Origin of the sequence: Myroides sp. ZB35 (assembly GCF_001865835.1) — a bacterium.
Taxonomy (GTDB): domain Bacteria; phylum Bacteroidota; class Bacteroidia; order Flavobacteriales; family Flavobacteriaceae; genus Flavobacterium; species Flavobacterium odoratimimum.
On sequence record NZ_CP017769.1, the window covers coordinates 1953755 to 1977195 of the forward strand.

Sequence of the window (23441 nt, forward strand, 5' to 3'; positions counted from 1 at the left end):
ATGATAGATTACTGTATTCGTGTAGTAGAGAAAAATAAGGAATGAATAGTTATTTAATAGAATTTAATTTGCCTGATTTGTCTATCATTTAAATTAAATTACATTTGCAAAAAATAAAATACGATGTCAACTAAACAAAATAAGATAGATAATTTCGATCCATCTCAGCCAGGATTAGCAGATGCGACGATATATGGATTACCTTTTACAGCTGAGGAGAGTGAGATTATAGTGGTACCAGCACCATGGGAAGTAACAGTAAGTTACGGAGCAGGAGCATCAGAAGGACCAGAAGCTATATTAGAAGCCTCTTATCAAGTAGACTTATTACACCAACAATATCCTGATTTATGGAAGCTAGGTATCTATATAGATGAGGCTCCAGAACATTGGGCTGTAGAAAGTGCAAAATATAAAGAAATGGCTCAGCCAATCATTGAAGCACTTGAGAATGGTGAGAATATTGCAGACTTACCAGAATTACAAAAAGATTTAGATACAATTAATGCAGTATGTGATAAGTTTCACAAAGAAGTAGAAGAGAAAGTATCTTACTGGATGGCAAAAGGAAAACGCGTAGTATTATTAGGAGGAGATCACAGTACTCCATTTGGATATTACAATGCTTTAGCAAAACATCACGATGCTTTTGGTATTTTACACTTTGATGCACATATGGATTTAAGAGATGCTTATGAAGGGTTTACTTACTCTCACGCATCTATTATGTTCAATACATTAAAATTACCTCAAGTAAAGACAATTGTGCAAGTAGGTATTCGTGATTTCTGTGAACAAGAAGTTGCAACAGTAGTAGAAGCAGATGGAAGAGTGTTGGTGCATACTGATGCAGATTTGAAGAAAGACGAATTTGAAGGGATGAGTTGGAAAGATAAATGTGATCAAATCATCGCTTCATTACCTGAGAAAGTAGCGATTAGTTTTGATATTGATGCTTTATTAGCTTGGTATTGTCCAAATACAGGAACACCAGTACCAGGAGGATTAACTTATGAGCAAGCAACTTATATGATTACTCGTTTATCAGAATCTAATAAGTTAATTATAGGAATGGATTTAGTAGAGGTAGCGCCAGGAGAAGATGATTGGGATGGAAATGTAGGGGCTAGATTATTGTTCCATATGTGTGGAGCATTTGCAAAATCACAAGGCTTAGCAGTAGGACAAAAAATAGAGTTTAAGAAATAAACAAAAATAAAGAGTCTCACGAGACTCTTTATTTTTTTATAGGTTTGTCACAAAAGAATATATTATACAAAGAAAGTATAGTAGCAGCAAATAGTAATATAGAGACTAAGATATGTTCTATATTAAATACGATGTAAAAGAGATACCACCCTGTTAAAAGAAGTATCACTAGGATCCAAATTAAATCTTTCATAGGGAATCTGTTAGTTGTGTTGTTGCTTAAATGTACAGAGAATATTAGAGTTAAAATATAAGTAATCAAAGGATATGTATTTTAATTTGTTAAAAATAAATTAGTTAGCGTAATGGTAAAAGATATCTCGATAGTTGGTAGTGGATTGGTTGGTGTAGTGTTGGCAATCAGCTTAAAAAAGAAAGGCTATACGGTTACAGTATACGATAAGAGTGAGGATATTCGAAATATAGACTTTAGAGGAAGATCTATTAATCTAGCTTTATCAGATAGAGGATGGAGGATATTAAAAGAATTGGGTATAGAAGATGAAGTAAGAGAACTTGGTATTCCCATGTCCGAAAGAGCAATTCATACAGAAGAGGGGGATATTAAATACCAGCCTTATAGTATAAAAGGAAACTCTATATGGGCAATATCCAGAGGAGGACTAAATAAGGAGTTGATTTCTATTGCAGAGAAAGAAGGTGTATTATTTAAGTTTGATACTCCGATATGGGATGTTAATTTGAAAAAAGGAATTCTATATACAGCAGAAAAAGAAAGTGATCAGTGGAATGAAATTAAAACGGACTTGATCTTTGGTGCTGATGGAGCGTATTCTAGGGTTAGAGCTAAAATGCAAAAACAAAGTAGATTTGAGTACCAACAATCATATCTACATTTAGGATATAAGGAACTTCGTATAGAAGCAATGCCTAATGGAGAACATCAGTTATCTAAGAACGCATTTCATATTTGGCCAAGAAAAGACTTTATGTTTATTGCTTTGGCGAATGTTGATGGTTCTTTTACTTGCACATTATTTATGCCTTATGATGGAGATGTGTCTTTTGAGACAATCAATTCAGATGCTGAAATAAATCAGTTTTTTACTACTTACTTTAAGGATGTAGATGCTTTGATACCAAATTATTTAGAACAATTTAAAGAGAACCCTGTGAATTCATTGGTAACAATGAAGTGTTATCCTTGGGTATCTGAAGATAAGGTCGCTCTTATTGGTGATGCCGCGCATGCAGTAGTGCCTTTTTATGGGCAAGGATTAAATGCTGGATTAGAAGATGTGTATGTTCTTAACCAAATAATAAGCCAAGGAGAAAATGATAGTTGGCTGGGTATCTTGAAAAAATATCAAGAAGAAAGAAAACCTAATGGAGATGCTATAGCAGAACTGTCTTATCGAAATTTTAAGGAGATGAGTGAAGATACAGCAGATGATATGTTCTTGTTACGTAAGAAGATTGAAGGCAAGTTTGCTGAAGCATACCCTGACTTATGGTTGCCTTTATATGATAGAGTAACTTTTAGTACAGAAAGCTATGTTTCTGCTTTAGCAGAAGGAGATAGGCAAACTCATATAATGGATCAAGTGATGTTGATGGACAATATCGAAGATAAATGGGATAGTGATGAAGTAATGAGTAAGATAAAGTCTCTTCTATAATATAAAGAAGAAGGGTATATACAATTGCATATACCCTTTTTTATTTATTTGCGTTTACCCTTAGAGTTTCCTCCGGATAATATTTTATTTAAGATACCAAAAGCGCCTCTTATAAAAGTAGCACTAGTTACAACTTTAATAATTCCTTTTGTAACGTCACTATTTCCTTGTTGTGTTTTAGTAGTACTTGTTTTTGTTTCTTTTGTCTTTTGCTCTTCTTGTTTTAGAGCTTCAAGTTTTGCATTTAATATTTCATAAGCACTTTCTCTGTCAAAATACTCATTGTACTTTTTAGCAAGAGAAGATTTGGTTATGAGGTCATTTATTTCTTGATCAGATAAGATATCCATTCTGCTCATAGGTGCACGCATAGTACATACTGCAAGTGGGGTGGGGATACCTTTTTCGTTTAGAGCAGTTACTAAAGCTTCTCCTGTTCCCATAGAAGTAATAATCTCATCCGTCTTATAATATTCTGTAGAAGGGAAGTTTTCTGCAGCAGTTTTTATTGCTTTGCGATCTTTTTCTGTAAATGCGCGTAGTGCATGTTGTATTTTTAGACCTAGTTGTGCTAATACACCATTCGGAATATCTGTAGGATTCTGTGTAATAAAGTAAATTCCTATTCCTTTAGAACGAATTAACTTAACGATGGTTTCAATCTGATTTAATAGTGTTTTACTTGCCTCGTTAAATATTAAGTGCGCTTCATCTATGAAGATTACTAGTTCTGGTTGTCCACTATCCCCTTGTTCTGGCATCTGAGAATAGACTTGCGCCAGTAGGTTTAGCATAAAAGTAGAGAAAAGTTTAGGCTTATCTTGTATGTCTGTTAGACGAAGAATGTTTACGTATCCATACCCATTCTCGTCAATACGCATTAAATCTTGTATGTCAAAAGAAGGTTCTGCAAAGAATATATCTGCTCCTTGCTGTTCTAATTCTATTATCTTTCGAATAATAGCCCCAGTTGAAGCTGCAGAAATACGACCATATTCTGCTTCTATTTCTTCTTTTCCTTCGTTAGTTAAGTATTGAAGTGTCTTTTTAAAGTCTTTTAAATCAAGTAAAGGAAGTTGTTTGTCATCACAATATTTAAACACAAGAGAGACGATACCAGACTGAGTTTCATTTAAATCTAGTATTCTACTGAATAAGATTGGACCAAATTCAGTTATGGTAGCTCTAAGTCTTACGCCATTTTGTTGCGAAATTGATAATAGCTCCACGGGGAATCCAGAAGGTGTAAAAGGCAAGTTCATCTTAGAATGTCTGTCTTTTATAAAGTCATTTTCTACACCGCTCATTGCTATACCACTAAAGTCTCCTTTAATGTCCATCATTAAAACAGGTATACCTTTAGCAGAAAGTTGTTCAGATAATACTTGTATTGTTTTTGTTTTACCAGTACCCGTTGCCCCCGCTATAAGTCCATGTCTATTAATGGTTTTGAGCGGAATATTGATAAAGTGATCGGCTAGAATCTCACCTTCTAATTTTGCTGCACCTATCGTTATATAATCTCCTTTAAAAGAATAGCCTTGTTGGAGATTAGTGCTGAAGTTATCTTTATTCATAGTTGTCATTTTGTAAAAAACATCTTTAAACTTTAACAAAGATAATGTATTCGCAAAATAAATTATATATAAATTTGAAATGTTAAATTTGAAGGTAATGTAAAAAATGCTTTAGTTTATTTCATTTAGAGTTGTTATCTTTACCTTAGCTTAACATTTCCTTTTAATACGGGGTGTTAAATTTCCTCTGTGTTAAATCAAGAAAGAAAGAGTTGAAAAAAATCATTATAAATTTTTTTATTTGATCTAAAAACATAAATTTGCGACTCTCATTAGTTTTAAAAGAGAAAATAAGTAATAAGTAATAATTGAAAAAAAAAGAATTAAATTTTTAAAAAGATGACAAAAGTATCAAACGAATCAGTTGAGAAAAAAGGATCTAGTTCAGGAGCAAGCAGAGTAATTGCATCACTAGCAGTAGTATTTTGTATTGTATTTGGTTACATTATCTGGAAATTTGTAATGGGTAACCCAGCTAACTTTGAAAACGGTGATCCAGAAAACGGACATCCACTACCAGGAAACTTCATGGGAATGGTTTATAAAGGAGGAATTGTAGTAGCGGCGTTAATTGGATTATTAACAATGACTGTAGTTTTCTCAATCGAGAGATTCTTTGTAATTTCTAAAGCATCAGGAAAAGGTAATGTAGGTAAATTCGTACAAGACTTACAAGGAAACATCAATGCTGGAAGAATCAGCGAGGCTATGGATGCATGTGACGCTCAACAAGGGTCAGTAGCTAACGTAGTAAAAGCTGGATTAATCAAGTATGAAGAAATGAAAAAAGAAGGATTCAATAGCGAAGAAGCTACTGAAGCAATTCAAAAAGAAATCGAAGAGGCTACTACATTAGAGATGCCAATGTTAGAAAGAAACATGATCGTATTAGCTACATTAGTATCTATTGGTACGTTAGTAGGATTATTAGGTACAGTAACAGGGATGATTAAAGCGTTCTCAGCTTTAGCAACTTCTGGTACTCCTGACTCAGCAGCATTGGCAACAGGTATTTCTGAGGCGTTAGTATGTACTGCAACAGGTATTGGTACTTCTACATTAGCTATTGTTATGTATAACTCATTTACAACTAAAATTGATAGATTAACTTATTCAATTGACGAAGCAGGATTTGCTATTACTCAATCTTACAGAAGATTCAAAGGTTTAGTAAAGTAATTAGAATAAGTAAATAATAATAATACTAAGCCTGTGTAGACTTAGAATCAATACAGGTTTAGTTTATAAAAAACACTATCAATGGCAAAAGGTAAAATGAAAAAGAAAAGTATGAGAGTGGATATGACCGCAATGTGTGACGTGTCATTCCTACTTTTGACTTTCTTCGTATTGACTTCTACTGCTAAAATGCCAGAACCATTACCTGTGGATACTCCATCTTCAACAGTACAAACTAAATTACCAGAGGTTAATTTAGCTACAGTTACTATCGGAGGTGAAGAAGGATCAGAAAAGGTTTTCTTTGGGGTTTTAGGTAGAGAGGATCGTATCGCAACTCTTGAAAAAATGGGAGAGCGCTACAATATAGAATTTAATGATGAAGAGAAAAAGACTTTTTCATTCTTAGAAGGTGTTGGTACACCAATGCAAGATTTGAAAAGTTTCTTAAATCTTCCGCCAGATGTTAGAAATAAAGTTACTTCAAACCAACCTGGGATTCCTACAGATTCTGTAAATAACCAATTAAAGGATTGGGTTCAGACAGCTCGTGTTGTAGCTAAAGACTTGAACAATAAAGTTCTTGAAGTAGCGATCAAAGCAGATGCAACTGTAAACTATCCAAAAGTGAAAAGTGTTATGGATGTTATGCAGGAGCAACGTCTAAACAAATTCTATTTGGTGACAGGTCTAAGAAATGAGGATTTTTAATCATTAAACAAACTGTAAATGGCTGAATTAAATACAGGTGGAGGCGACAAGGATAAAAAAGTAAGAAGTAAAAAGCAGAATGCTGGAGTGGATTTAACTGCGATGGTGGATCTTGCTTTCTTATTGATTACTTTCTTTATGTTGACTACATCAATGAATAAACCGCAGTCGATGAACTTAGCTATGCCAGACAAGTCTGAAGAAGCAAAGAAAGAAGATAAAACGAAAGTAGATGAGAATCGTACGATGACTGTCTTAATCGGTGCGGATAATAAAATAAAATGGTATATGGGAATGCCTCATGAACCATTAGTGGGACCTACAGATAGTTCATACGGTCAAAACGGGATAAGAAAAGTAATTATGGAGAATACCAAAAAAGCTTTGGCTTATTCTCAAAATCCTGAAGATGGCTTAATTGTAATTATCAAAGCTAGTGAGAAATCAAATTATCGTAATCTAGTAGATATCTTAGACGAAATGGCAATTACAGGTACAAAAACTTATGCTATCGTTGATATCTCTGATAAGGATTTAGAGTTCTTAGGTGAGAAATAGTTAACGTCTAAATAATAAAAGAAATGTCAAAATTAAATATCTTTAAAAAAGATTGGATTGATATTGTTTTCGAAGGACGTAACAAATCTTACGGAGCTTATCAATTAAGATCAGAAAACCCAAAGGTTACTACAGTAGCTTTGTTTGCTGGTATGGCTCTTTTTGGAATAGCAATAGCTTCTCCAATGTTGATAGACATGGCAAAAGGTACTTTTGGAGTTAAAAATGTGGAGAAATACGATGTGCCTTTAGAAATTAAAGAGATCGATCTTCCACCGCCGGTAGAGGAATTACCTCCACCACCAGAAGATGTTCCACCACCACCTCCACCACCAGTAGAGGAAGTGAAGAACGTGAATGATACTAAAAAATTCGTTGAACCAGAAGTAGCGAAGAAAGAGGAAGTAACAGAAAAGTTAACTACTCAAGAAGATCTTAAGGATGCAGATCCTGGAGTGAAAGACGCTAAAGGGGATAAGGAAAAAGGAGAAATCAAAACGGGAGAAGGTACAGGTGAAGCTGATAAAGATAAAAAGCAAGAAGTATCTGGAGATGGAGACCCTAATAAGGTATTCGTAGCAGTACAAGTTAGAGCAGAATATCCTGGTGGTATGGCAGCTTTCAACAAGCAATTTATCAGTAGATTCAGAACACCAGATATCGACTCAGGAGTGAAGAGAATCCAGGTTATCGTTCAGTTTATTGTTGAGATAGATGGTTCATTAACAGATATTAAAGTTGCTCGTGACCCAGGTTACGGTGCTGGTAAAGAAGCAGTACGTGTACTTAAATCTATGCCAAAATGGAAACCTGCTATTCAAAACAATAGAAGTGTTAGATCACAATTTACATTACCAATTACTATCCAAGTACAATAGGTATGTTTAAAAATAAATTTCAACAGAAATCGCTAGTACAGCGATTTCTGTTTGTTTTCGGACTATGCTTCTTTTTACTTTATTTAGGATTAGGTTGCATGTTTTTGTTTTGGGATAATATGCCTATAGCCCTTGAATACACACATAGAATGCTTTTCGGAGGACTATTAATTGTGTATGGAGTATTTAGATTTATAAGACTTTGGAATCAGGATTGATTCTTAAAATATGAAGCCGCTTTTAGCGGCTTTCTTTTTTTGTTCAAATCTTAACAATTGAAGTTATTTGTTTTTTCTATCTTTATAAAATAAGATTTTTAGATACTACTTATTAAATGATAAAAAGAGGTTTTAGAGTTTTAAGCTATGTTTTGGCTTTTACTGCATTTTCAGTTGTTTTCATACAATGTAAAAAGAAAGAAGTACAATCTACTCAGAGTAATGTGGAGATAGATTATAAAGCATTAGATGAAACGCCAGTTTCTGGTTATACACGAATTCTTGTTGATGAATCAGTTTATCCAATAGTGAATGAGGTGAATGAAGTATTTATGTATGAGTATAACAGAGTAAAGGTTGATTTGGTTAAGAAATCTGAAGGAGAAGTGTTGAATATGCTAATGAATGATTCGATTCGTGTAGCAGTGTTACCTCGTAAACTTACAGATCTAGAAGTAGAACATTTTAAAGGTAGGGTAAAGCCTAAGATGACTCACTTTGCAACTGATGCAATTGTCTTTGTAACAAGTAAGGTTTTTAATGATAGTGTTGTTGATTATCAAGGGATTATGAATAATTTAAAAAGTAGTTCTGCAGATAAAGCAAATAAGAAGATCTTAGTTTTTGATAATATTAACTCTAGTATAGTGTCTTCTTTCAAAGAAAAAGCTGGTGTTAGTGAATTCACAAAGGATTATGCCTATTTTGCTGGTGATACTGAAAGTGTGATTAATTATGTTAGTAAGAATTCTGATGCGATAGGTGTTATTGGTTTGAATTGGCTTACTCAACCAACTGTAGAATTAGAAGAGAAAGTAGCTCAATTAAAAGTACTATCAGTTAAGAATGCTAAGGATGGTAAGTATTATAAGCCATCACAAAATAATATCGCGGAAGGTACCTATCCATTAATTAGGGATCTTTATGTGGTAGATATTCAAGGGAAGTCTGGTTTGGGTGTTGGATATGCTTCTTATATCGCTGGGTATAAAGGACAGAGAATTGTTTTAAAATCAAATCTAGTACCATTTAAAGTTCCTCCTAGAGAATTAAACGTGAGAAAAGAAATATAAGAAAAATCGTTAAATCAAATTATATATCTAGATTATGAATAAAAGAAATCTAAAATCATTACTTGCAATAGCTCTAATTAGTGCGACTAGCTTTGCTCAAGATTTAGAAACGGCAAAGAAGGCTATTCAGGATGAACAATATGATAAAGCAAAGGCTATTTTAAAGTCTTTAGTTGAAAGTAAACCTAATGATGGTAAGAACTACTATTATCTAGGGGATGTGTTCTTACTAGAAGATGAAGTAGAATCTGCTCGCTCTTATTTTGAGAAGGGTATAGCAATTAAGAGTAAAGGTTTTCTTAATTACATTGGATTAGGACAGTTAGCCTTGGAAGAAAATAATGTATCCTTAGCTAAGGAGAATTTTGATAAAGCTTTAAGTAGTATTCGAAAAAAGGATTATGATGAAAAATTATTAGTTGCTTCAGCTTATATTTCTTCAGAGAATAAATTACCAAAGGAAGCGATAGCAATAGCTCAAGATGTTATTAATGCTGATTATACTAATGCAAATGCTTACAATATCTTAGGTAAGGCTTATTTGGCTGAAAATAATTTTAATGAGGCTTTTTCTGCATTTAGAAACGCAATATCTTATGATGAGTCACTGCTAGATGCTAAATTACAATTGGCTATCATAACTAAGAGAGGACGTGGTTTTGCTGAGGCTATTAAAGCTTGCGAAGAGATTCTAGCTGTTAATCCAAAGTATGCTCCTGCATTAAGAGAAATTGCTGATAGTTACTATTTATGGTCTGTTCAGGATAGCTCTAAAAAAGAGGAAAATATGGTCAAAGCTGAAGAGTATTTTCAAAAGTATATCAGTGCATCAGATAACTCTCTTGAGGCAAGAATGAAGTATGCTGATTTTCTTTTGGTAACTGGAGAGTATACAAAATTAGAAAGCTTAGCTAATTCTCTTAAAAATGAAGAAGGAGTAAATAACCGTATTTTTAGATACTTAGGTTATGCTGGATACCATAATACTAATTATGCTTTAGCTGTAGAAGGTTTAGAAAAGTATATTTCAAAAGCGAAAAAAACTATTGGTAGAGATCATCTATATTTAGGTGTTAGTTACTTGAATATCGCTAAGGAGAACAATGGATATTATGCTAAAGGTATAGAAAGTTTAAAACAAGCTATCAAAGTAGATCCAGAAGTAGCAGAAGAATTCCATGCATTAAGCCTAGAATTATTCAGAAAGAATAACCTAAAAGAAGCTATTGATGTATTTGTGATTTCAGGAGGTATTAAAGGACAAAGTAACTATGTGTACGATAATTATTACGCAGGATATTGTTATTATGTATTAGGAAGAGATGATGAGAGTGGGAATAATGAACAATCTTTGAAAGAAGCTGATAAATATTTTGCAATAGCTATTGAAGGTGATGCAAAGCTAGCGGAGGCTTATTTCTTTAAAGCTAGAACTAACCGTCTTATTAAAGGCGATGAGGCTTATAAAAAAGTATATGAAGCGTATTCTGGTTTTTATAAAACAGCTTACAGAAGCAGGTGATTTAGATAAAGCTGATAATAAAGACAGAGTAATTGAAGCTTATACTTCTTTAGCTACTTATCATGCAAATCAAGAAGAAAATGCTGAGTCTATTAAGTTCTTTAATAAAGTATTAGAGTTGGATCCTCAAAATGAGTTTGCAAAGAATACTATTAAAGCATTACAATAAATAGAATATTAAATATCAAGAAAACTCAATTGTGATTTTACAGTTGAGTTTTTTTTGTTATTGCTTATTAGAATGTTATTATCGTTTATCTTTGTTGTCTTAATGTAAAAAGTAAAATGACGAAAGATTACGATAAAGAAGCATTAGATGAAGGGAGAATATTACCTCTAATGGAAGAGTTTTATACTATTCAGGGTGAAGGATTTTATTCTGGTCATGCAGCGTATTTTATTAGATTAGGTGGATGTGATGTTGGATGTCATTGGTGTGATGTAAAAGAGAGTTGGGACGCTGAATTACATCCTTTAACTGATGTTCAACAGATAGTGTCACGTGCAGGTAAAGAAGCTAATTTAGCTGTTATAACAGGAGGAGAGCCTTTGATGTATAACTTAGATGTAATTACAGCTGAACTTAAGAAAGCAGGGCTACAAACGAATATTGAAACGTCTGGTGCTTATGAATTAACAGGTGATTTCGATTGGATATGTTTATCTCCTAAAAAGAATAAATTACCAACTCAAAGTGTGTATGACGCAGCAAATGAATTAAAAGTAGTGATATACAATAAGCATGACTTCATTTTTGCAGAAGAGCAAGCAGCAAGAGTTAATAAAGATGCACTGTTGTTATTACAAGTGGAGTGGAGTAAACGCGCTGAGATGAATCCTCTTATTGTTGATTATGTAAAGAAAAACCCTAAGTGGAAAATTTCTGTACAGACACATAAATATTTGGATATTCCTTAAATAGCTTTAAATTTACAAGAAGGTTTAAAAATAAAAACTATGAGAAAAATAATACTTGCTTTTGCAATGGTATTAGTAGCTCAGTTTTCTTTTGCACAAGATGCATTTAAAGCTGATACTAAAAAGTATATGGATTTGAGCGGACAATTAAAGACGTTTGAATTGTTAACTAAAGAATTGTCATTAAATGTAGAGGAAACTAAACGTGCAGATTTTGAAAAAGAATTAAAAGCAAGCATGGTTGTTTTAGTTGATAAGATGGCAGAGATGTATATGACAGAATTTAGTCATGAAGATGTTAAGCAACTTATACAGTTTTATGAATCTCCTGTAGGTAAAAAAACTTAGTGATAAGAGTGAAGTGCTTTTTTGAAAAAGGTCAAAAAGTTGGTGAGGAGTGGGCAGTAGGACTACAAGGTATTATGATGAAGTATATGCAAGAATAATAAAAAAAGCTCTGTGTGAAAACATAGAGCTTTTTTTATTGTTCGATTTATTGAATACTTAGTCTTGCTAGATAATCATAGTTATCACCTTCTGTAATAAGTTCGCATTCTAGTCCATTGCTATGAGCAGCGTTTTGGAGTGTGTTGTAATCAAGATACAGCCATTCAAGGGGATCATCAACTTCTCCTTTGTATTCAACAGTAAAGGTTAATTCACCATAATAATCTTTGTTCTCCATTGGTATCCATTTACCTCCATCTTCGTCTTCATCAAACATATAGATTAAATCAGAACTATCAATTAGTATTTGCCCACCAGGGTTTAATAAAGATTTTAAGTGCTGTAGATACTTAGTTGTATTTATTAATTTTCCGAAGATACCTGTACCGTTCATTAATAGCAGAATAGTATCAAACTTTTCGTGTGATAAATGTAGTAGGTTTTGAACAGATACATTTTTGATTCCTCTTAGTTTACAAGCTTCTATAGAGTTAGGAGAAATATCTATAGCTTTTACATCAGCTCCTTTTTCTTGTAGATAAAAAGAGTGAGTACCAGCCCCACATCCTACGTCAAGTATTCTTCCTTTAGCTAGATTAAGAGCCTTCTGTTCGATCTTTGGCATCTCTTTATAACTTCTAAATAGATAAGCAATATCCATTTCTTCTGCTTCAGAGATATCTGTTTCGGTGATTACATTCTGTGGATGATTATTTGTCTGAAAATCTAAAATAGCTTTTCCTAAAAGGTCTTTCATTATTTAATCTTTCTTTTTAAAATTAAAGTAGAGTTGTTGTAATTTTGTATCCAAAAGAATACAAATGGATAAAACACTTTCACAACTTCCCAAGTTGGCCAAAGATAAGCATAATGAAAATAAAAAGTATTTTGATAAACTAAAAAAGAAAGCACCTAAAGATCTAGATTATCAAATGCAAGAAATACATGACAATGTGTTTAAGAAAACAGATTGTTTGAGTTGTGCTAATTGTTGTAAAACAACTGGACCTCTTTTTACGAATGCGGATATAGAACGTATCGCTAAGCATTTAAAAATGAAACCTCAGCAATTTATAGATAAATACCTATATATCGATGAGGATCGTGATTATGTCTTACAGAGTCTCCCTTGTACATTTTTAGATAATGAAAATTACTGTATGATATATGAAGTTCGACCTAAAGCATGTCGTGAATATCCTCACACAGATAGAAAGAAGTTTAATCAGATATCTAATCTTACACTTAAAAATGTAGCGATATGTCCTGCTGCTTATGAAGTAGTAGAGGAGATGAAGAGACGAATTATATTAAAATAAGTATTAGATGAAGAAGTGCTCTTCTTCTAATGCTTTCAAGTTTTCTTCTGTGATGTCTTCTACCTGTTCAGTAAAATACTCTAGAAGTTCTAAGATTTTGTTTTTTAGTTTTTCAAAAAAAGCTACAGCATTTTCTAAATAACCTTTTATAGCGTTAAACATATCTAATATCGTATCAACAAAGTTGATTAAGCGCTCACCTAAATCCATATTTTTTTAGTTTATGTTATTGTGTTATCTCAAATATAACAATTATAAGTACTGAATTATCTTAAAAGTATTAGAAAATTTAGCCTTTATAATAATGAGTATAGGAATAATTAACTCAACCAAGTTTTAAGATCTAGTATTTGGTTTTTACTTACTAAAATAGGAGACTCATCTTCAGGGTTTGGAGTAATCTTAAGTTCTATTTTTTGACTATTATGTTTAATAATATCAGCTACTGATTTTATATTAATGATATACTTTCTATTTATTTTGAAGAAGGTTTTACTATCTAGTTTACTAATAATATCTTTTATTGTATCATCATAGATGTATGAATTGTTATCAAAAGTATACAGGAATAAATGTTTACCAGAAGCAACAAAGTACGCTATTTGATCTTTTTCTATAGACTTTAGTTTATGTCCATTATTTACTAGAAAACGTTCTTTGATTGAAGAATCATTCCCATTTTCTATTTTAGCTAAACTATCTAATGTTGGAGCAATCTCAAATTGTTTACTAATCTCTTTAAACTTAATTAGAGCATCATCTAATTCTTCACTAGTAAATGGTTTCAGTATGTAGTCAATCGTGAACTGCTTAAACACTTGTATAGCATAAGAATCATAAGCAGTAATAAAGATAATAGGTGTTTTTATCTCTATATGTTCGAATATTTCTAAACTCTTTCCATCACCTAAATGGATATCCATGAAAATCAAATCAACTTTATTTGCTAAAAAGAAGGCGGTAGCTTCCTTTACAGATGATAGGATAACTATATCATCTATAGAAAGGTGTTCTTGCTTTAGAAGCAAAGAATTTAAGTAATTTGAAGCTAAGCTTTCGTCTTCTACTATAGCAATTTTCATGTGGTGATAAATTTGTACAAAAGTATAAAATATAATTTATACTTAGCAAGTAGAGCTCTAGGCTATAAGAACGGATGGAGGATATTAAAAAAGCCACTCGATATCGAGTGGCTTTTTTTGGTTATGAGTCTGGCGAAGACTATAGATTTGGGTTGTTTTCTCTTGCTTCTAATGGGAAAGGCAACGTATATCTCAAATCATTTTCAGTTAAAATAAACGTGTCTTCTCCAAATTTATGAATGATTTGCTTTTGATGTAAACGTCTTAAGTCAAACCATCTGTGACCTTCTAAAGCGAACTCTTTATTTCTTTCTTCAAGTATAAAAGAGATAAAGCCTTTTTGATCTAAACCAGAAAGTTGCTGTATTACCTTTGCAGCAGCTTCTGGCTTATATCTACTAACTATCAATTTCTCAATTGCGCTTTTCGCTTCAGATAATCTATTTAAATGACCTAATGCTTCAGCTTTAATCATATATAATTCAGCAGTACGGAATGAAGCTTTCATTTCAGCTGTCCCCGTTTTTTTGCTAATGTAAGATCCTTTTGCAAGTTCGAAAGAAGCATTAAAGCGAAGATCATTTTCTCTATCAAAAAGATTGTAAAGCTCATCAGAAAGTAATGCTGTAGGCTTTAATTCAGAATCAAGGCCTTCTTCTAAAGCTAATATTGATTCTACTGATTTAAAACTAGCAACAGACGTTTTAGGATCTTTATTTAAGTCCTCTAATGTACTTTTGTATTGTAAAGCTTTATCTACACTTATAAGAGCTGCTTCGTATTCTTTTTGATATAGATTTACTTTTGCTTCTAAAGCGTATATTGCAGCTACTGTGAAACGATAATTTTGCCCTGCTTCATAAATAGTTACTTTTAGATGCTTTTTAGCATTGTCAATATCTGAATGAATCTGAGCATAAACTTCTGCCATAGTCGATTTCTTTTTGCGCTCTTCAATATCATGTTCAAGATATATTACGATTGCCAAATCCGTTGAAGCAGTAGCTTTGTTATATGGTTTTGCATATAAATTTACAAGGTCAAAATATGCTAAAGCTCTTAACCCGTAAGCTTCTCCTAACAACTGTTCTTTTTGATCTCCAGCTTGCATGGTATTTACTCCATTATTAATCAAATCATTTGTATAGAAGATTGATTTATAAAACTGTGAGTAACCAAAGCTCTTAGTTTGTTTATGAGGATTAACATCTTGGAATGAGTAGATGTCTTTTACAGAAATAAAGTTTGTTGATCCCTCATCCATAACTATCCTTACTTCATCAGTACGGAAATTACTAGTTGATTTATGTTTAGGATAGTTGAAGTATGCTGTAGTCATCAGCTTTCTGTAATCCTCAGTTGTCTTAGGTATGATTTTTCCTTCTGGTTCTATATCTAAAAAGCTATCACAACTAACAGTTGTTAACCCAAAGAATAAACTACTAAGTATTAATATTAATTTTTTCATGATTAGTCTGTTTTTTAGAAAGTAACGTTTAACCCTAAAGTGAACGACTTTTGAATAGGTTGAGTATAAATATTACCATAAGTCTCTGGATCGAAATAGCCATTGTAATTCGTTCCAAATACAAATAAGTTACGACCTTCAACAGTGAAGCGTACATTGTCTAATCTCATTTTATTAAGTAATTCTTTAGGTAATGTATATCCTAAACGAATACTACTGATTCGGATATAACTAATTTCTTTAGTCCAAATGTCTAAATGTTTATATGAACTTCCATGATCACCTCCATCAAACCATTTTGCTAACATCCCAGTTGTCATTATCTGTGTAGTTTCCCATTAATAATCATTTCCAATAATTCCAGGTAATGTTGCATTAGGGTTATTAGGGGTCCAGGTATTTAATAGATCAGTAGTATAATTTCTTCCTGGGTCTACTTTAGCCATATTGTATGAAGGTGTTGCTTGCACAGTTTGTTTTAAATTAAAGGCAGCAGACACTGTTAGATCAAAATTTTTGATTCTTACTGTGTTGATAAGACCTCCAGTAAAATTTAGGATCTCTATCACCAGCATAAGTGAATAAGTCTCTATATTCTTCATTTGTTAAACTTGATTGAACCATATAACCTGGCATAAAGTCAGCCATAGGGTCACTTAATTTAAAGAACTCAGTTCCGCTTACTTTAGCACCATCTTTCCAGAATAATAAGTTCCCTTTATCATCAAAAACCAGCTGTTTTAATAACGAAAGCAGAGTTAACAGGTAATCCTTCTCTTGATGGTAACGTTTTCAGTATCGAATACTTGTATTTTGTCTACTTTACTCTTGTTACGAGCGAAGTTGAATGTAGTTGTCCAAGAGAAGTCTGGTGTAGAGATATTTCTAGTTGTAATAGCAATCTCATATCCTTTATTTGTTACTTGAGCCCAGTTCATATTTGTCCACTCAAATCCAGTCTCTAAAGGAAGTGCTCTTAAACCGAATTAAGTCTGTACTTTTTCTGTTATAAGCATCTACAGCTATCGATATTCTATTGTTGAATAACCCTAAATCAAAACCAAAGTTTGTATTCGTTGTTTTCTCCCAACGCAATGTTCCATTTGGAGCTGAACTAATTTGAATTGTGCTTTCTGGATAACCAGGTAAGATAGTAGATGTACTATAGTCTCCAATTAAGAAAGGAGAAGTAGTTCTATCAATATTACCTTGTAGTCCATATGATGCACGTAAACGTAGATTACTTACGAAATCTAAGTTTTCCATAAACTTCTCTCTAGTCACATCCCAAGATCCAGATACAGCCCATAGTGGAACATATCTATATTTAGGGTCAACACCGAATAAGTTAGATCCATCAGCACGTACACTTCCGAATACTGTATATTTTCTATTGAAGGTATAAGAAGCAGTAGCAAAGAAAGAAGCATATGCATTTTCATTTCTTGTTTTTTTGTACGTTTCATATAACTTTTGTGTAGCATCAACGTTTCCTTCTGGGAAGATAATAGGTTTAGTGGTTAGGGTATGAGCATCATATCCAAATCCTTTAGATCTAATAATTGTATTATCTGTTTTTCTGATTTCCATACCAGCCATTACATCTACTTCATGCATATCGTTGAAGATTGCATTATAAGTAGCCTGTGTTTTCCAGTTGTATTGGAAACTATCATCATTAAAGTTCTCTATAATACCTCCATCAGGTAAGAAGTATTTAAATTCCTTAGCATTACTATCCCAATACCTAGTTCCTTCTCTGAATTTACGCGTAGAGTATGTTTCTTTACCTAAATATTTTTTCAGTATCGTTTTTATCTAATTGAAGACCTAATTGAGATGTTAATTTTAAGTCATTTAATATTTGATACTCTAAATCAAATACTGCTTTAAATGATTTATTTATTAATTCATAACTTGTATTTGCTCTTTCTTCTGCAAAGTTAAAAGGTACATATCTATCACTGAACCCACTGATATCTTTATCATACATATAACTTCCATCTTCGTTATATGGAGATAAGTATGGATTAGCATTTCTAGAATAATTTACAGGATTGATACTTGAATCAATATCTGTTACGAAGTTTTTCTTTTTAGATTGTGTACCGAATAAACCAACACCAACTTTAAGTTTATCACTTACTTGGTAATTGTTTTTTTAAAGTAATATTATAACGTTCAAAACCAGTACCTATAGTTGTCCCTTCTTCGTTAAAGTATCCAAGAGAAAAGTAATAATCAGACACATCAATTACCACCAGATAAGCTTAAACCATACTGTTGGTTGAATGTAGGGCGAAATACTTCTTTTCCCCAGTCTGTGTTAGTTTTTTCTAAGATTATTTATAGAAGCTTGAGTAGCTGATGATAATGCATCAAAGCCACCATTTCTATACATATCTAATTCATTGCTTCCATTCAAGATACGCATTACTTCACCTTGATTAGATCGATCGTTATAGATATCAGATCTACCTGCTAACATTAATTCAAAGTCAACTTTTTGATCTGAGTTCATTAAGTTCAATTTCTTGAAATCAGGTCTCTCATTCACAAAGGTATTAGCAGTGAAGTTTACTTTCATCTCACCTTTTTTACCTTTTTTAGTAGTGATTAAGATTACTCCATTAGCAGCTCTAGCACCATAGATAGCAGTAGCAGAAGCATCTTTTAGAATCGTAATGTCTTGTATATCGTCTGGGTTTAATCCTGCAATAGAGAAGTTTTGTAGCTGATCGATATTATCTTTATCATTAAAGTTAGGTACGTCATTACCTTCTAGTGGCATACCATCTAGTACCCATAATGGATCTTGTGGTCCATTTAATGAAGCCGTACCACGTATTCTAATCTTAGCAGGAGCTCCAGGAGACCCTGTTTGATTTACTACTGACATACCAGCTACTTGTCCAGCTAACATCTGATCCACACTAGCTACACCATTTTGGTTGATTTCAGCCATACTCACTTGAGCCACTGATGATGTAAGTTTTCTTTTTTCGATTGTTTGGTATCCTGTGATAACCACTTCGTTTAAAATATCAGGATCAGCACCTAAAGTCACTACATAATGACCTTTAGTATTTAAAGTGATTAATTTAGATTCATATCCGATAAAACTGATACGAATGCTTTTAGTATCCTGTGGTACTTCTAAGGTAAAGTTACCATCAAAATCAGTCATAGTACCAATACTAGTACTTTCTACGATACCTGCTTGTGATGTAGCATTAGACACTGTCTGTGTCTCTACAATTACTGAGGCACCAGGTAATCCTAGCTTGTCCACGCTATCTTGGACAAGACCAGTGATCACTCTTTTCTCTTGCGCGAAGGCAAGAGAAATAGTAAGGAGTGAGAAAAGGAGAAAAAGTTTTTTCATGTTTCCTTTAATAAAATTGGGGTTAGTTTATTTCTATAGATTTAAAGCTTCGTTTATTCTATTGATTAGATCAGCATAGTGTGCACGAGTAGCTTTATCTCCGTTATTTTTCTTTTTATTCAGAATGTTTTTGATGTTCATTAATTCACTTTTCTTGTAAGAAGTAACTTCTGATACTCGCTTCATTACAGTGTAATTAATGTTTCTCAACTTGTTATCCTCTTCTACATGATTACATAGAGTAGGGAACTGAAGAGAGTGCGCAGTTAGTAAACCTTTTTTACTAGTCTTTTCGAATAGCTTGTTTACATCTATGATTAGAGCATCCACATAGTTCTTTTGAGTCATACGCTCTAGGATAGATAAACTCTTTCCTTTTTTTGTGGGTGCAAAAATCTCACTATTAAGCATTGAAAACAAATCATTTATCGTAAAGTTTTTCTCTTTACCTAATTCTACTTGTTGTACTTCATTTTCTAATAGGCGCAATAAACGCTCATCCATTAGGGTGTAGTACAGAGTAGAATATTGTAGTTCTCTAGCTAACGAATATGGTGAGTATTCGAATGGACCTACAGGAGAGTCTTTTAAGCTATATGTGTTTTCTACTACTTCATTAAAGAACAACCATGTTGGAATCTGTAAAGCATTTTTAGCCAAATACTCTACTGCTCTTTTTTGTTTCTCGTAAGGGACAGGCTCGTATGCTTTTTTGTTGTTTCCGTATACTGCATGGTTTAAATAAACCCCTCCGATATTGTTTAACACATGTTGATTATACATTTGCCATTGTCCTATAGCTCCCATGTATAATTTACCAGCTTCATAGTAATCCTCTCCTTCTTCGTATGTCCAAGGAATAATATTATCTACTACTATTTTTAAATTCTTTAATCCGTATTCACTAGCTTTCATAGCATCATCTCCTAGATCTTCTGATTGAGAACGAGGATCTACGATGTTTAGTGAACTTTGTTGCTCTCCATAGAAATACATAGGATCATCCTGATGATCTTCTATCATTTTGCGAAGTGCAGTTTTTTCTTCTTCTTGATTTGGATACCAACGGTAACCCCACTCGATAGCATATTTGTCATATAGACCGATCTGCGGAGTGATAGCAGTTACACCATCCTCTGGTTGTGCTACATAGTTATAACGAGCATAATCCATAATAGATGGAGCAGTACCTCCCATTTTATCAGTGAATTCTTTTGAACGTAGAGAATCCACTGGGAATGCATAAGAAGAACCCATATTGTGTTTTAGACCAAAAGTGTGTCCAACCTCATGAGATGATACGAAGCGTATAGCTTCTCCCATATGTTCATCAGTGAACTTATTTGCTCTAGCCTTAGGATCAATAGGACCTGTCTGTATACGCATCCAGCTATGTACAGAAGTCATTACATTATGCCACCAGATGATATCAGATTCGATAATCTCTCCACTACGAGGATCTATTACAGATGGTCCCATGGCATTAGATTTAGGAGATGCAGCATACGTTATTACAGAATAGCGTACATCATCGATATCAAAATCTTTATCTTCTTCAGTAGGTTCTTTAGCAATAATTGCATTCTTAAAACCAGCTTTTTCGAATGCTACTTGCCAATCGTGTACCCCTGCTATAATTTTAGCTCTCCATTGGGATGGAGTAGCAGGGTCTATATAGTATACGATTGGTTTTTTAGGCTCTACTAGTTCACCTCTTAAATATTTTTCTACATCTTCTTCTTTTGGTTCCATGCGCCACTTCGTGATGAACTCTTGTTCTTTCATTTTGTGTTGCGCATCACTGAAGAACCAATGTTTCTCTGTGAAGTAACCTACTCTTTTATCAGCTATACGTGGTTGCATCGGTTTCTCTGATAGTAATACGATATTACTCGTTACTCCTAAAGATACAGGTAAGTCTCCAGAACCTTCATTAACACTTGTTGTTAATAGGGATTTAACTACGATATTCTCAGGGAATGTCTTTACTCCCTCTATATAAGATAAGTTTGTTTTAATAGACGTAGGAAGACCTAGTCCATTTAATACATCATTAAAACTTTTTTGATTTCCGTCAAAAACTTTATTTACTTTAATTACAGTAGCTGTAGAGTCTGGACTTTGAGCTTCAATGTCGAATACTTCTAGTACTGATTCTATAAAGTTTGTTTTTACTGATTTAGTAATTGCATCATCAGCTGGAGAAGAAACTCTTGGGGTGATTGTTTTAACCCATACTTTTTTTGCAATGGTATCTTTGTGAAACGTAATCAGTTTATTCTCATAGTTCATACCAGTATTTGCACCAGCATCATTCACTTCTAAAGGAACCTGAGATAATTTATTAACAATTAAAAATTGACGGTTTAGTAAGCTGTCTGGGATTTCAAAATAGATATCAGTTTTTACCTGAATCGTATTAAACATCCCTTTAGTATAGACTCCCTTTTTGATTAGGTCAGCATAGTTATTTTTTTTACTATCTGTTGAGTCTTTTTCTGTGGTTACTGTTTTTTCAGTTTTTGGGGTGTTCTTTTTCTTAGCAGCATAGGCTGGTGGTACCTGTGCCAGGCAGTAAGAAAATATTAAAGCACTGATACTTAGTTTAACCGTGTTTTTATCCATTGTTATGTTAAGTTATTATTAAGTCACTATAAAACTAACTGACTTACCTCTATGCTTAAAATTTTTGGGAGTGAATGGATGGAATAGGGGAGTGAGTGGATAACTTTAACATTTGATCAAAGGCAAAATGCAAATAAATTTACCTTCTTCACATTTTGTCTCGTATCCGATAACGTTATAATAGTTATAGATTGAATCTAAGTATTTTAGACCAAAAAGCTCACTCTCTGAAGTAGTCTTTTTAGGTTGATAATTATTCGTGATAATTACTTCATCATCATGGATTAATATCTCTATAAATAAAGGATGTTCTGTAGTAGCTATATTGTGTTTAAGCGCATTTTCTACACAGATTTGTAATCCTAAAAACGGGATTTTTTGATGTGATTTCTCTGTTCTTTGATCGAGTAAATCAAAGTGTAATTCTTTCGTAAATCTAGTTTTCTGTAGCGTGATATACTTTTCTATAAACTCTACTTCATTCTCTATGTCTACAATGTTTTCTGCAGGAGGTGTTATTAAGTAACGGTAAGTTTTACTTAAATTTAATGTAAACTTCTGTGCTGTTTTAGGCTCTAGCTCTATGAGCATATAGAGAGAGTTCAACGAATTAAATAAGAAATGAGGATTGATCTGATTCTTTAATTGTTGCAATTGAATTAAAGCTTTCTCTTTGCTAATCTTCTCATTTTCTACAGCTAATAACTCTTTCTCTAGATAGGCTTTCTTATTCGCCATACTGAAGATATAAAACAGAGAGAATAGAATAGTTACAGTTGTCAGAAAGATAAGAATCGTATTGCGTCTGATCGGTTTGATATTATCATCTACGTTAAACTTTGGAAAGTTGACTGTAATATAACCAGAGAAGTTTTCGGATTTAAAAGGACTGATAAACCGGAATACTTCTAAGTTTAAGTACTCAGAGTTAACGATAGGAGGATTAGCAGGATCTGTTTTTCGGACGGTATCTTGAGCAGAGAAGTTACTAAGCTCAAATACATTTTTACCCATCAGACTATCTTCTGGATGGTAAATGCATAGCCCGTCTTTAGTGAATATATAAGCGTAGTTCGGTGTCGTCACATCTATATTCGTTAGGTATTTATGGTATAGTGCCATATCTACTACGATACCGTAGATGAGTCGTTCGTTATTGGCGATAGGCGTACTGTGATACATCAGCCAGTATTGGAAACCATTTTGTTCTACAAAAGTGTTTTTATGAGAATGATCAGGGTTCGCTAAGATTATTTTATTGAATATATTATCCTTATCTATCTCTCTATCCCTTCCTATATGAGCCTCTATAATCTCATTGTTCTGATTTACTCTGAAGTACCAGTTTAGAGAGACTACACCATCTAGGTTATACATCTGATTAAGCGTCTCATACTTTAGAGAAAGTTGACCTATCGGAGTGTTTTTAGTGATATAGTCTAGAGAGTTTAGATGACGATCTATTTTATTAAACTCTAGTTCTAACGAACGTAACTTCTGATAAAAGTTTTTAGAAGTGATATACTTATAAGTGTCTTCATTGCTCTGATTAATAGAAGAACTCAACATATATATAGCACCTATCGTAATCATTAGAATAACGATTCCGATTGCCATAAAGGTTTTGCGCGA

19 protein-coding genes and 1 pseudogene are annotated in these 23441 nt (G+C 33.0%); 12 read left to right on the top strand and 8 right to left on the bottom strand.

Annotation, left to right across the window (positions count from 1 at the left end):
* The first annotated feature begins 123 nt into the window (after positions 1–123).
* Together BK054_RS08810 and BK054_RS08815 are read left to right on the top strand one after the other, a co-directional pair.
* Positions 124–1209 (top strand): agmatinase family protein, encoded by a 1086-nt coding sequence (locus BK054_RS08810; protein ID WP_006257215.1) that lies wholly within the window; start codon positions 124–126, stop codon positions 1207–1209.
* Between the two features lie 305 nt (positions 1210–1514).
* The gene (locus BK054_RS08815) at positions 1515–2849 is read left to right on the top strand and encodes an FAD-dependent oxidoreductase (protein WP_071307218.1); all 1335 of its coding nucleotides are present in this window, start codon (positions 1515–1517) and stop codon (positions 2847–2849) included.
* 44 nt (positions 2850–2893) lie between these two features.
* On the opposite strand, the gene BK054_RS08820 is transcribed toward BK054_RS08815, so the two are convergent.
* Positions 2894–4426: a helicase HerA-like domain-containing protein gene (locus BK054_RS08820; RefSeq protein WP_071307640.1), complete on the bottom strand. Its 1533-nt coding sequence runs from the start codon at positions 4424–4426 to the stop codon at positions 2894–2896.
* Positions 4427–4765: 339 nt separating this feature from the next.
* Here BK054_RS08820 and BK054_RS08825 point away from each other — a divergent pair, with 339 nt between their 5' ends.
* From BK054_RS08825 to BK054_RS08865, 9 genes are all read left to right on the top strand, one after another.
* Entirely contained in the window at positions 4766–5605 is an 840-nt protein-coding gene (locus BK054_RS08825) for a MotA/TolQ/ExbB proton channel family protein (RefSeq protein ID WP_006257212.1), read from the top strand.
* Positions 5606–5686: 81 nt separating this feature from the next.
* On the top strand, positions 5687–6316 hold the full coding sequence (locus BK054_RS08830) for an ExbD/TolR family protein (protein WP_006257211.1): 630 nt from the start codon (positions 5687–5689) through the stop codon (positions 6314–6316).
* An 18-nt stretch (positions 6317–6334) separates the two neighbouring features.
* Entirely contained in the window at positions 6335–6874 is a 540-nt protein-coding gene (locus BK054_RS08835) for an ExbD/TolR family protein (protein ID WP_006257210.1), read from the top strand.
* 23 nt (positions 6875–6897) lie between these two features.
* A complete protein-coding gene (locus BK054_RS08840) occupies positions 6898–7752 on the top strand; it encodes an energy transducer TonB (protein WP_006257209.1) in 855 nt (284 codons plus the stop codon).
* Positions 7753–8086: 334 nt separating this feature from the next.
* A complete protein-coding gene (locus tag BK054_RS08850) occupies positions 8087–9043 on the top strand; it encodes a PstS family phosphate ABC transporter substrate-binding protein (RefSeq protein ID WP_071307219.1) in 957 nt (318 codons plus the stop codon).
* Positions 9044–9077: 34 nt separating this feature from the next.
* A complete protein-coding gene (locus BK054_RS08855) occupies positions 9078–10565 on the top strand; it encodes a tetratricopeptide repeat protein (RefSeq protein WP_232234355.1) in 1488 nt (495 codons plus the stop codon).
* Positions 10519–10734 (top strand): tetratricopeptide repeat protein, encoded by a 216-nt coding sequence (locus BK054_RS18580; RefSeq protein WP_232234356.1) that lies wholly within the window; start codon positions 10519–10521, stop codon positions 10732–10734. Before BK054_RS08855 ends, BK054_RS18580 begins: the two co-directional genes overlap by 47 nt.
* A 116-nt stretch (positions 10735–10850) precedes the next feature.
* Positions 10851–11483, top strand: coding sequence for a 7-carboxy-7-deazaguanine synthase QueE (locus BK054_RS08860; RefSeq protein WP_071307220.1), 633 nt, complete (start codon positions 10851–10853; stop codon positions 11481–11483).
* A gap of 39 nt (positions 11484–11522) precedes the next feature.
* Positions 11523–11831, top strand: a complete 309-nt coding sequence (locus BK054_RS08865; protein ID WP_232234357.1) for a DUF2059 domain-containing protein — start codon at positions 11523–11525, stop codon at positions 11829–11831.
* Between the two features lie 145 nt (positions 11832–11976).
* Here BK054_RS08865 and BK054_RS08870 read toward each other — a convergent pair whose 3' ends face one another.
* The gene (locus BK054_RS08870) at positions 11977–12687 is read right to left on the bottom strand and encodes a class I SAM-dependent methyltransferase (protein ID WP_071307221.1); all 711 of its coding nucleotides are present in this window, start codon (positions 12685–12687) and stop codon (positions 11977–11979) included.
* A gap of 64 nt (positions 12688–12751) precedes the next feature.
* On the opposite strand from BK054_RS08870, the gene BK054_RS08875 reads away from it, so the two are divergent.
* Positions 12752–13249: a YkgJ family cysteine cluster protein gene (locus tag BK054_RS08875; RefSeq protein WP_006257203.1), complete on the top strand. Its 498-nt coding sequence runs from the start codon at positions 12752–12754 to the stop codon at positions 13247–13249.
* Between the two features lie 3 nt (positions 13250–13252).
* Here BK054_RS08875 and BK054_RS08880 read toward each other — a convergent pair whose 3' ends face one another.
* The 6 genes and pseudogenes from BK054_RS08880 to BK054_RS08905 all read right to left on the bottom strand — a co-directional run bounded on the left by BK054_RS08880 (position 13253) and on the right by BK054_RS08905 (position 23426).
* Positions 13253–13459, bottom strand: coding sequence for a hypothetical protein (locus BK054_RS08880; RefSeq protein WP_006257202.1), 207 nt, complete (start codon positions 13457–13459; stop codon positions 13253–13255).
* Positions 13460–13569: 110 nt separating this feature from the next.
* A complete protein-coding gene (locus BK054_RS08885) occupies positions 13570–14331 on the bottom strand; it encodes a LytR/AlgR family response regulator transcription factor (RefSeq protein ID WP_006262879.1) in 762 nt (253 codons plus the stop codon).
* A gap of 139 nt (positions 14332–14470) precedes the next feature.
* Positions 14471–15799: a RagB/SusD family nutrient uptake outer membrane protein gene (locus BK054_RS08890; RefSeq protein WP_006260573.1), complete on the bottom strand. Its 1329-nt coding sequence runs from the start codon at positions 15797–15799 to the stop codon at positions 14471–14473.
* A gap of 14 nt (positions 15800–15813) precedes the next feature.
* Positions 15814–19184: pseudogene (locus BK054_RS18840) on the bottom strand (SusC/RagA family TonB-linked outer membrane protein).
* Between the two features lie 33 nt (positions 19185–19217).
* Positions 19218–21809: a zinc-dependent metalloprotease gene (locus BK054_RS08900; RefSeq protein WP_071307222.1), complete on the bottom strand. Its 2592-nt coding sequence runs from the start codon at positions 21807–21809 to the stop codon at positions 19218–19220.
* Between the two features lie 105 nt (positions 21810–21914).
* Positions 21915–23426 carry a histidine kinase gene (locus BK054_RS08905; RefSeq protein WP_006260576.1) on the bottom strand — a complete coding sequence of 504 codons (1512 nt, stop codon included), beginning with the start codon at positions 23424–23426 and terminating at the stop codon, positions 21915–21917.
* Between the last annotated feature and the right edge of the window lie 15 nt (positions 23427–23441).

Excerpts from the sequence above, each read along its gene's own strand:
- BK054_RS08840 (WP_006257209.1), top strand. The coding sequence starts at position 6,898 with ATGTCAAAATTAAATATCTTTAAAAAAGATTGGATTGATATTGTTTTC.
- BK054_RS08855 (WP_232234355.1), top strand. The coding sequence starts at position 9,078 with ATGAATAAAAGAAATCTAAAATCATTACTTGCAATAGCTCTAATTAGT.
- BK054_RS08850 (WP_071307219.1), top strand. The coding sequence starts at position 8,087 with ATGATAAAAAGAGGTTTTAGAGTTTTAAGCTATGTTTTGGCTTTTACT.
- BK054_RS08880 (WP_006257202.1), bottom strand. The coding sequence starts at position 13,459 with ATGGATTTAGGTGAGCGCTTAATCAACTTTGTTGATACGATATTAGAT.
- BK054_RS08825 (WP_006257212.1), top strand. The coding sequence starts at position 4,766 with ATGACAAAAGTATCAAACGAATCAGTTGAGAAAAAAGGATCTAGTTCA.
- BK054_RS08815 (WP_071307218.1), top strand. The coding sequence starts at position 1,515 with ATGGTAAAAGATATCTCGATAGTTGGTAGTGGATTGGTTGGTGTAGTG.
- BK054_RS08875 (WP_006257203.1), top strand. The coding sequence starts at position 12,752 with ATGGATAAAACACTTTCACAACTTCCCAAGTTGGCCAAAGATAAGCAT.
- BK054_RS08905 (WP_006260576.1), bottom strand. The coding sequence starts at position 23,426 with ATGGCAATCGGAATCGTTATTCTAATGATTACGATAGGTGCTATATAT.
- BK054_RS08835 (WP_006257210.1), top strand. The coding sequence starts at position 6,335 with ATGGCTGAATTAAATACAGGTGGAGGCGACAAGGATAAAAAAGTAAGA.
- BK054_RS08820 (WP_071307640.1), bottom strand. The coding sequence starts at position 4,426 with ATGAATAAAGATAACTTCAGCACTAATCTCCAACAAGGCTATTCTTTT.
- BK054_RS08810 (WP_006257215.1), top strand. The coding sequence starts at position 124 with ATGTCAACTAAACAAAATAAGATAGATAATTTCGATCCATCTCAGCCA.
- BK054_RS18580 (WP_232234356.1), top strand. The coding sequence starts at position 10,519 with ATGAAGCGTATTCTGGTTTTTATAAAACAGCTTACAGAAGCAGGTGAT.
- BK054_RS08870 (WP_071307221.1), bottom strand. The coding sequence starts at position 12,687 with ATGAAAGACCTTTTAGGAAAAGCTATTTTAGATTTTCAGACAAATAAT.
- BK054_RS08900 (WP_071307222.1), bottom strand. The coding sequence starts at position 21,809 with ATGGATAAAAACACGGTTAAACTAAGTATCAGTGCTTTAATATTTTCT.
- BK054_RS08865 (WP_232234357.1), top strand. The coding sequence starts at position 11,523 with ATGAGAAAAATAATACTTGCTTTTGCAATGGTATTAGTAGCTCAGTTT.
- BK054_RS08830 (WP_006257211.1), top strand. The coding sequence starts at position 5,687 with ATGGCAAAAGGTAAAATGAAAAAGAAAAGTATGAGAGTGGATATGACC.
- BK054_RS08890 (WP_006260573.1), bottom strand. The coding sequence starts at position 15,799 with ATGAAAAAATTAATATTAATACTTAGTAGTTTATTCTTTGGGTTAACA.
- BK054_RS08860 (WP_071307220.1), top strand. The coding sequence starts at position 10,851 with ATGACGAAAGATTACGATAAAGAAGCATTAGATGAAGGGAGAATATTA.
- BK054_RS08885 (WP_006262879.1), bottom strand. The coding sequence starts at position 14,331 with ATGAAAATTGCTATAGTAGAAGACGAAAGCTTAGCTTCAAATTACTTA.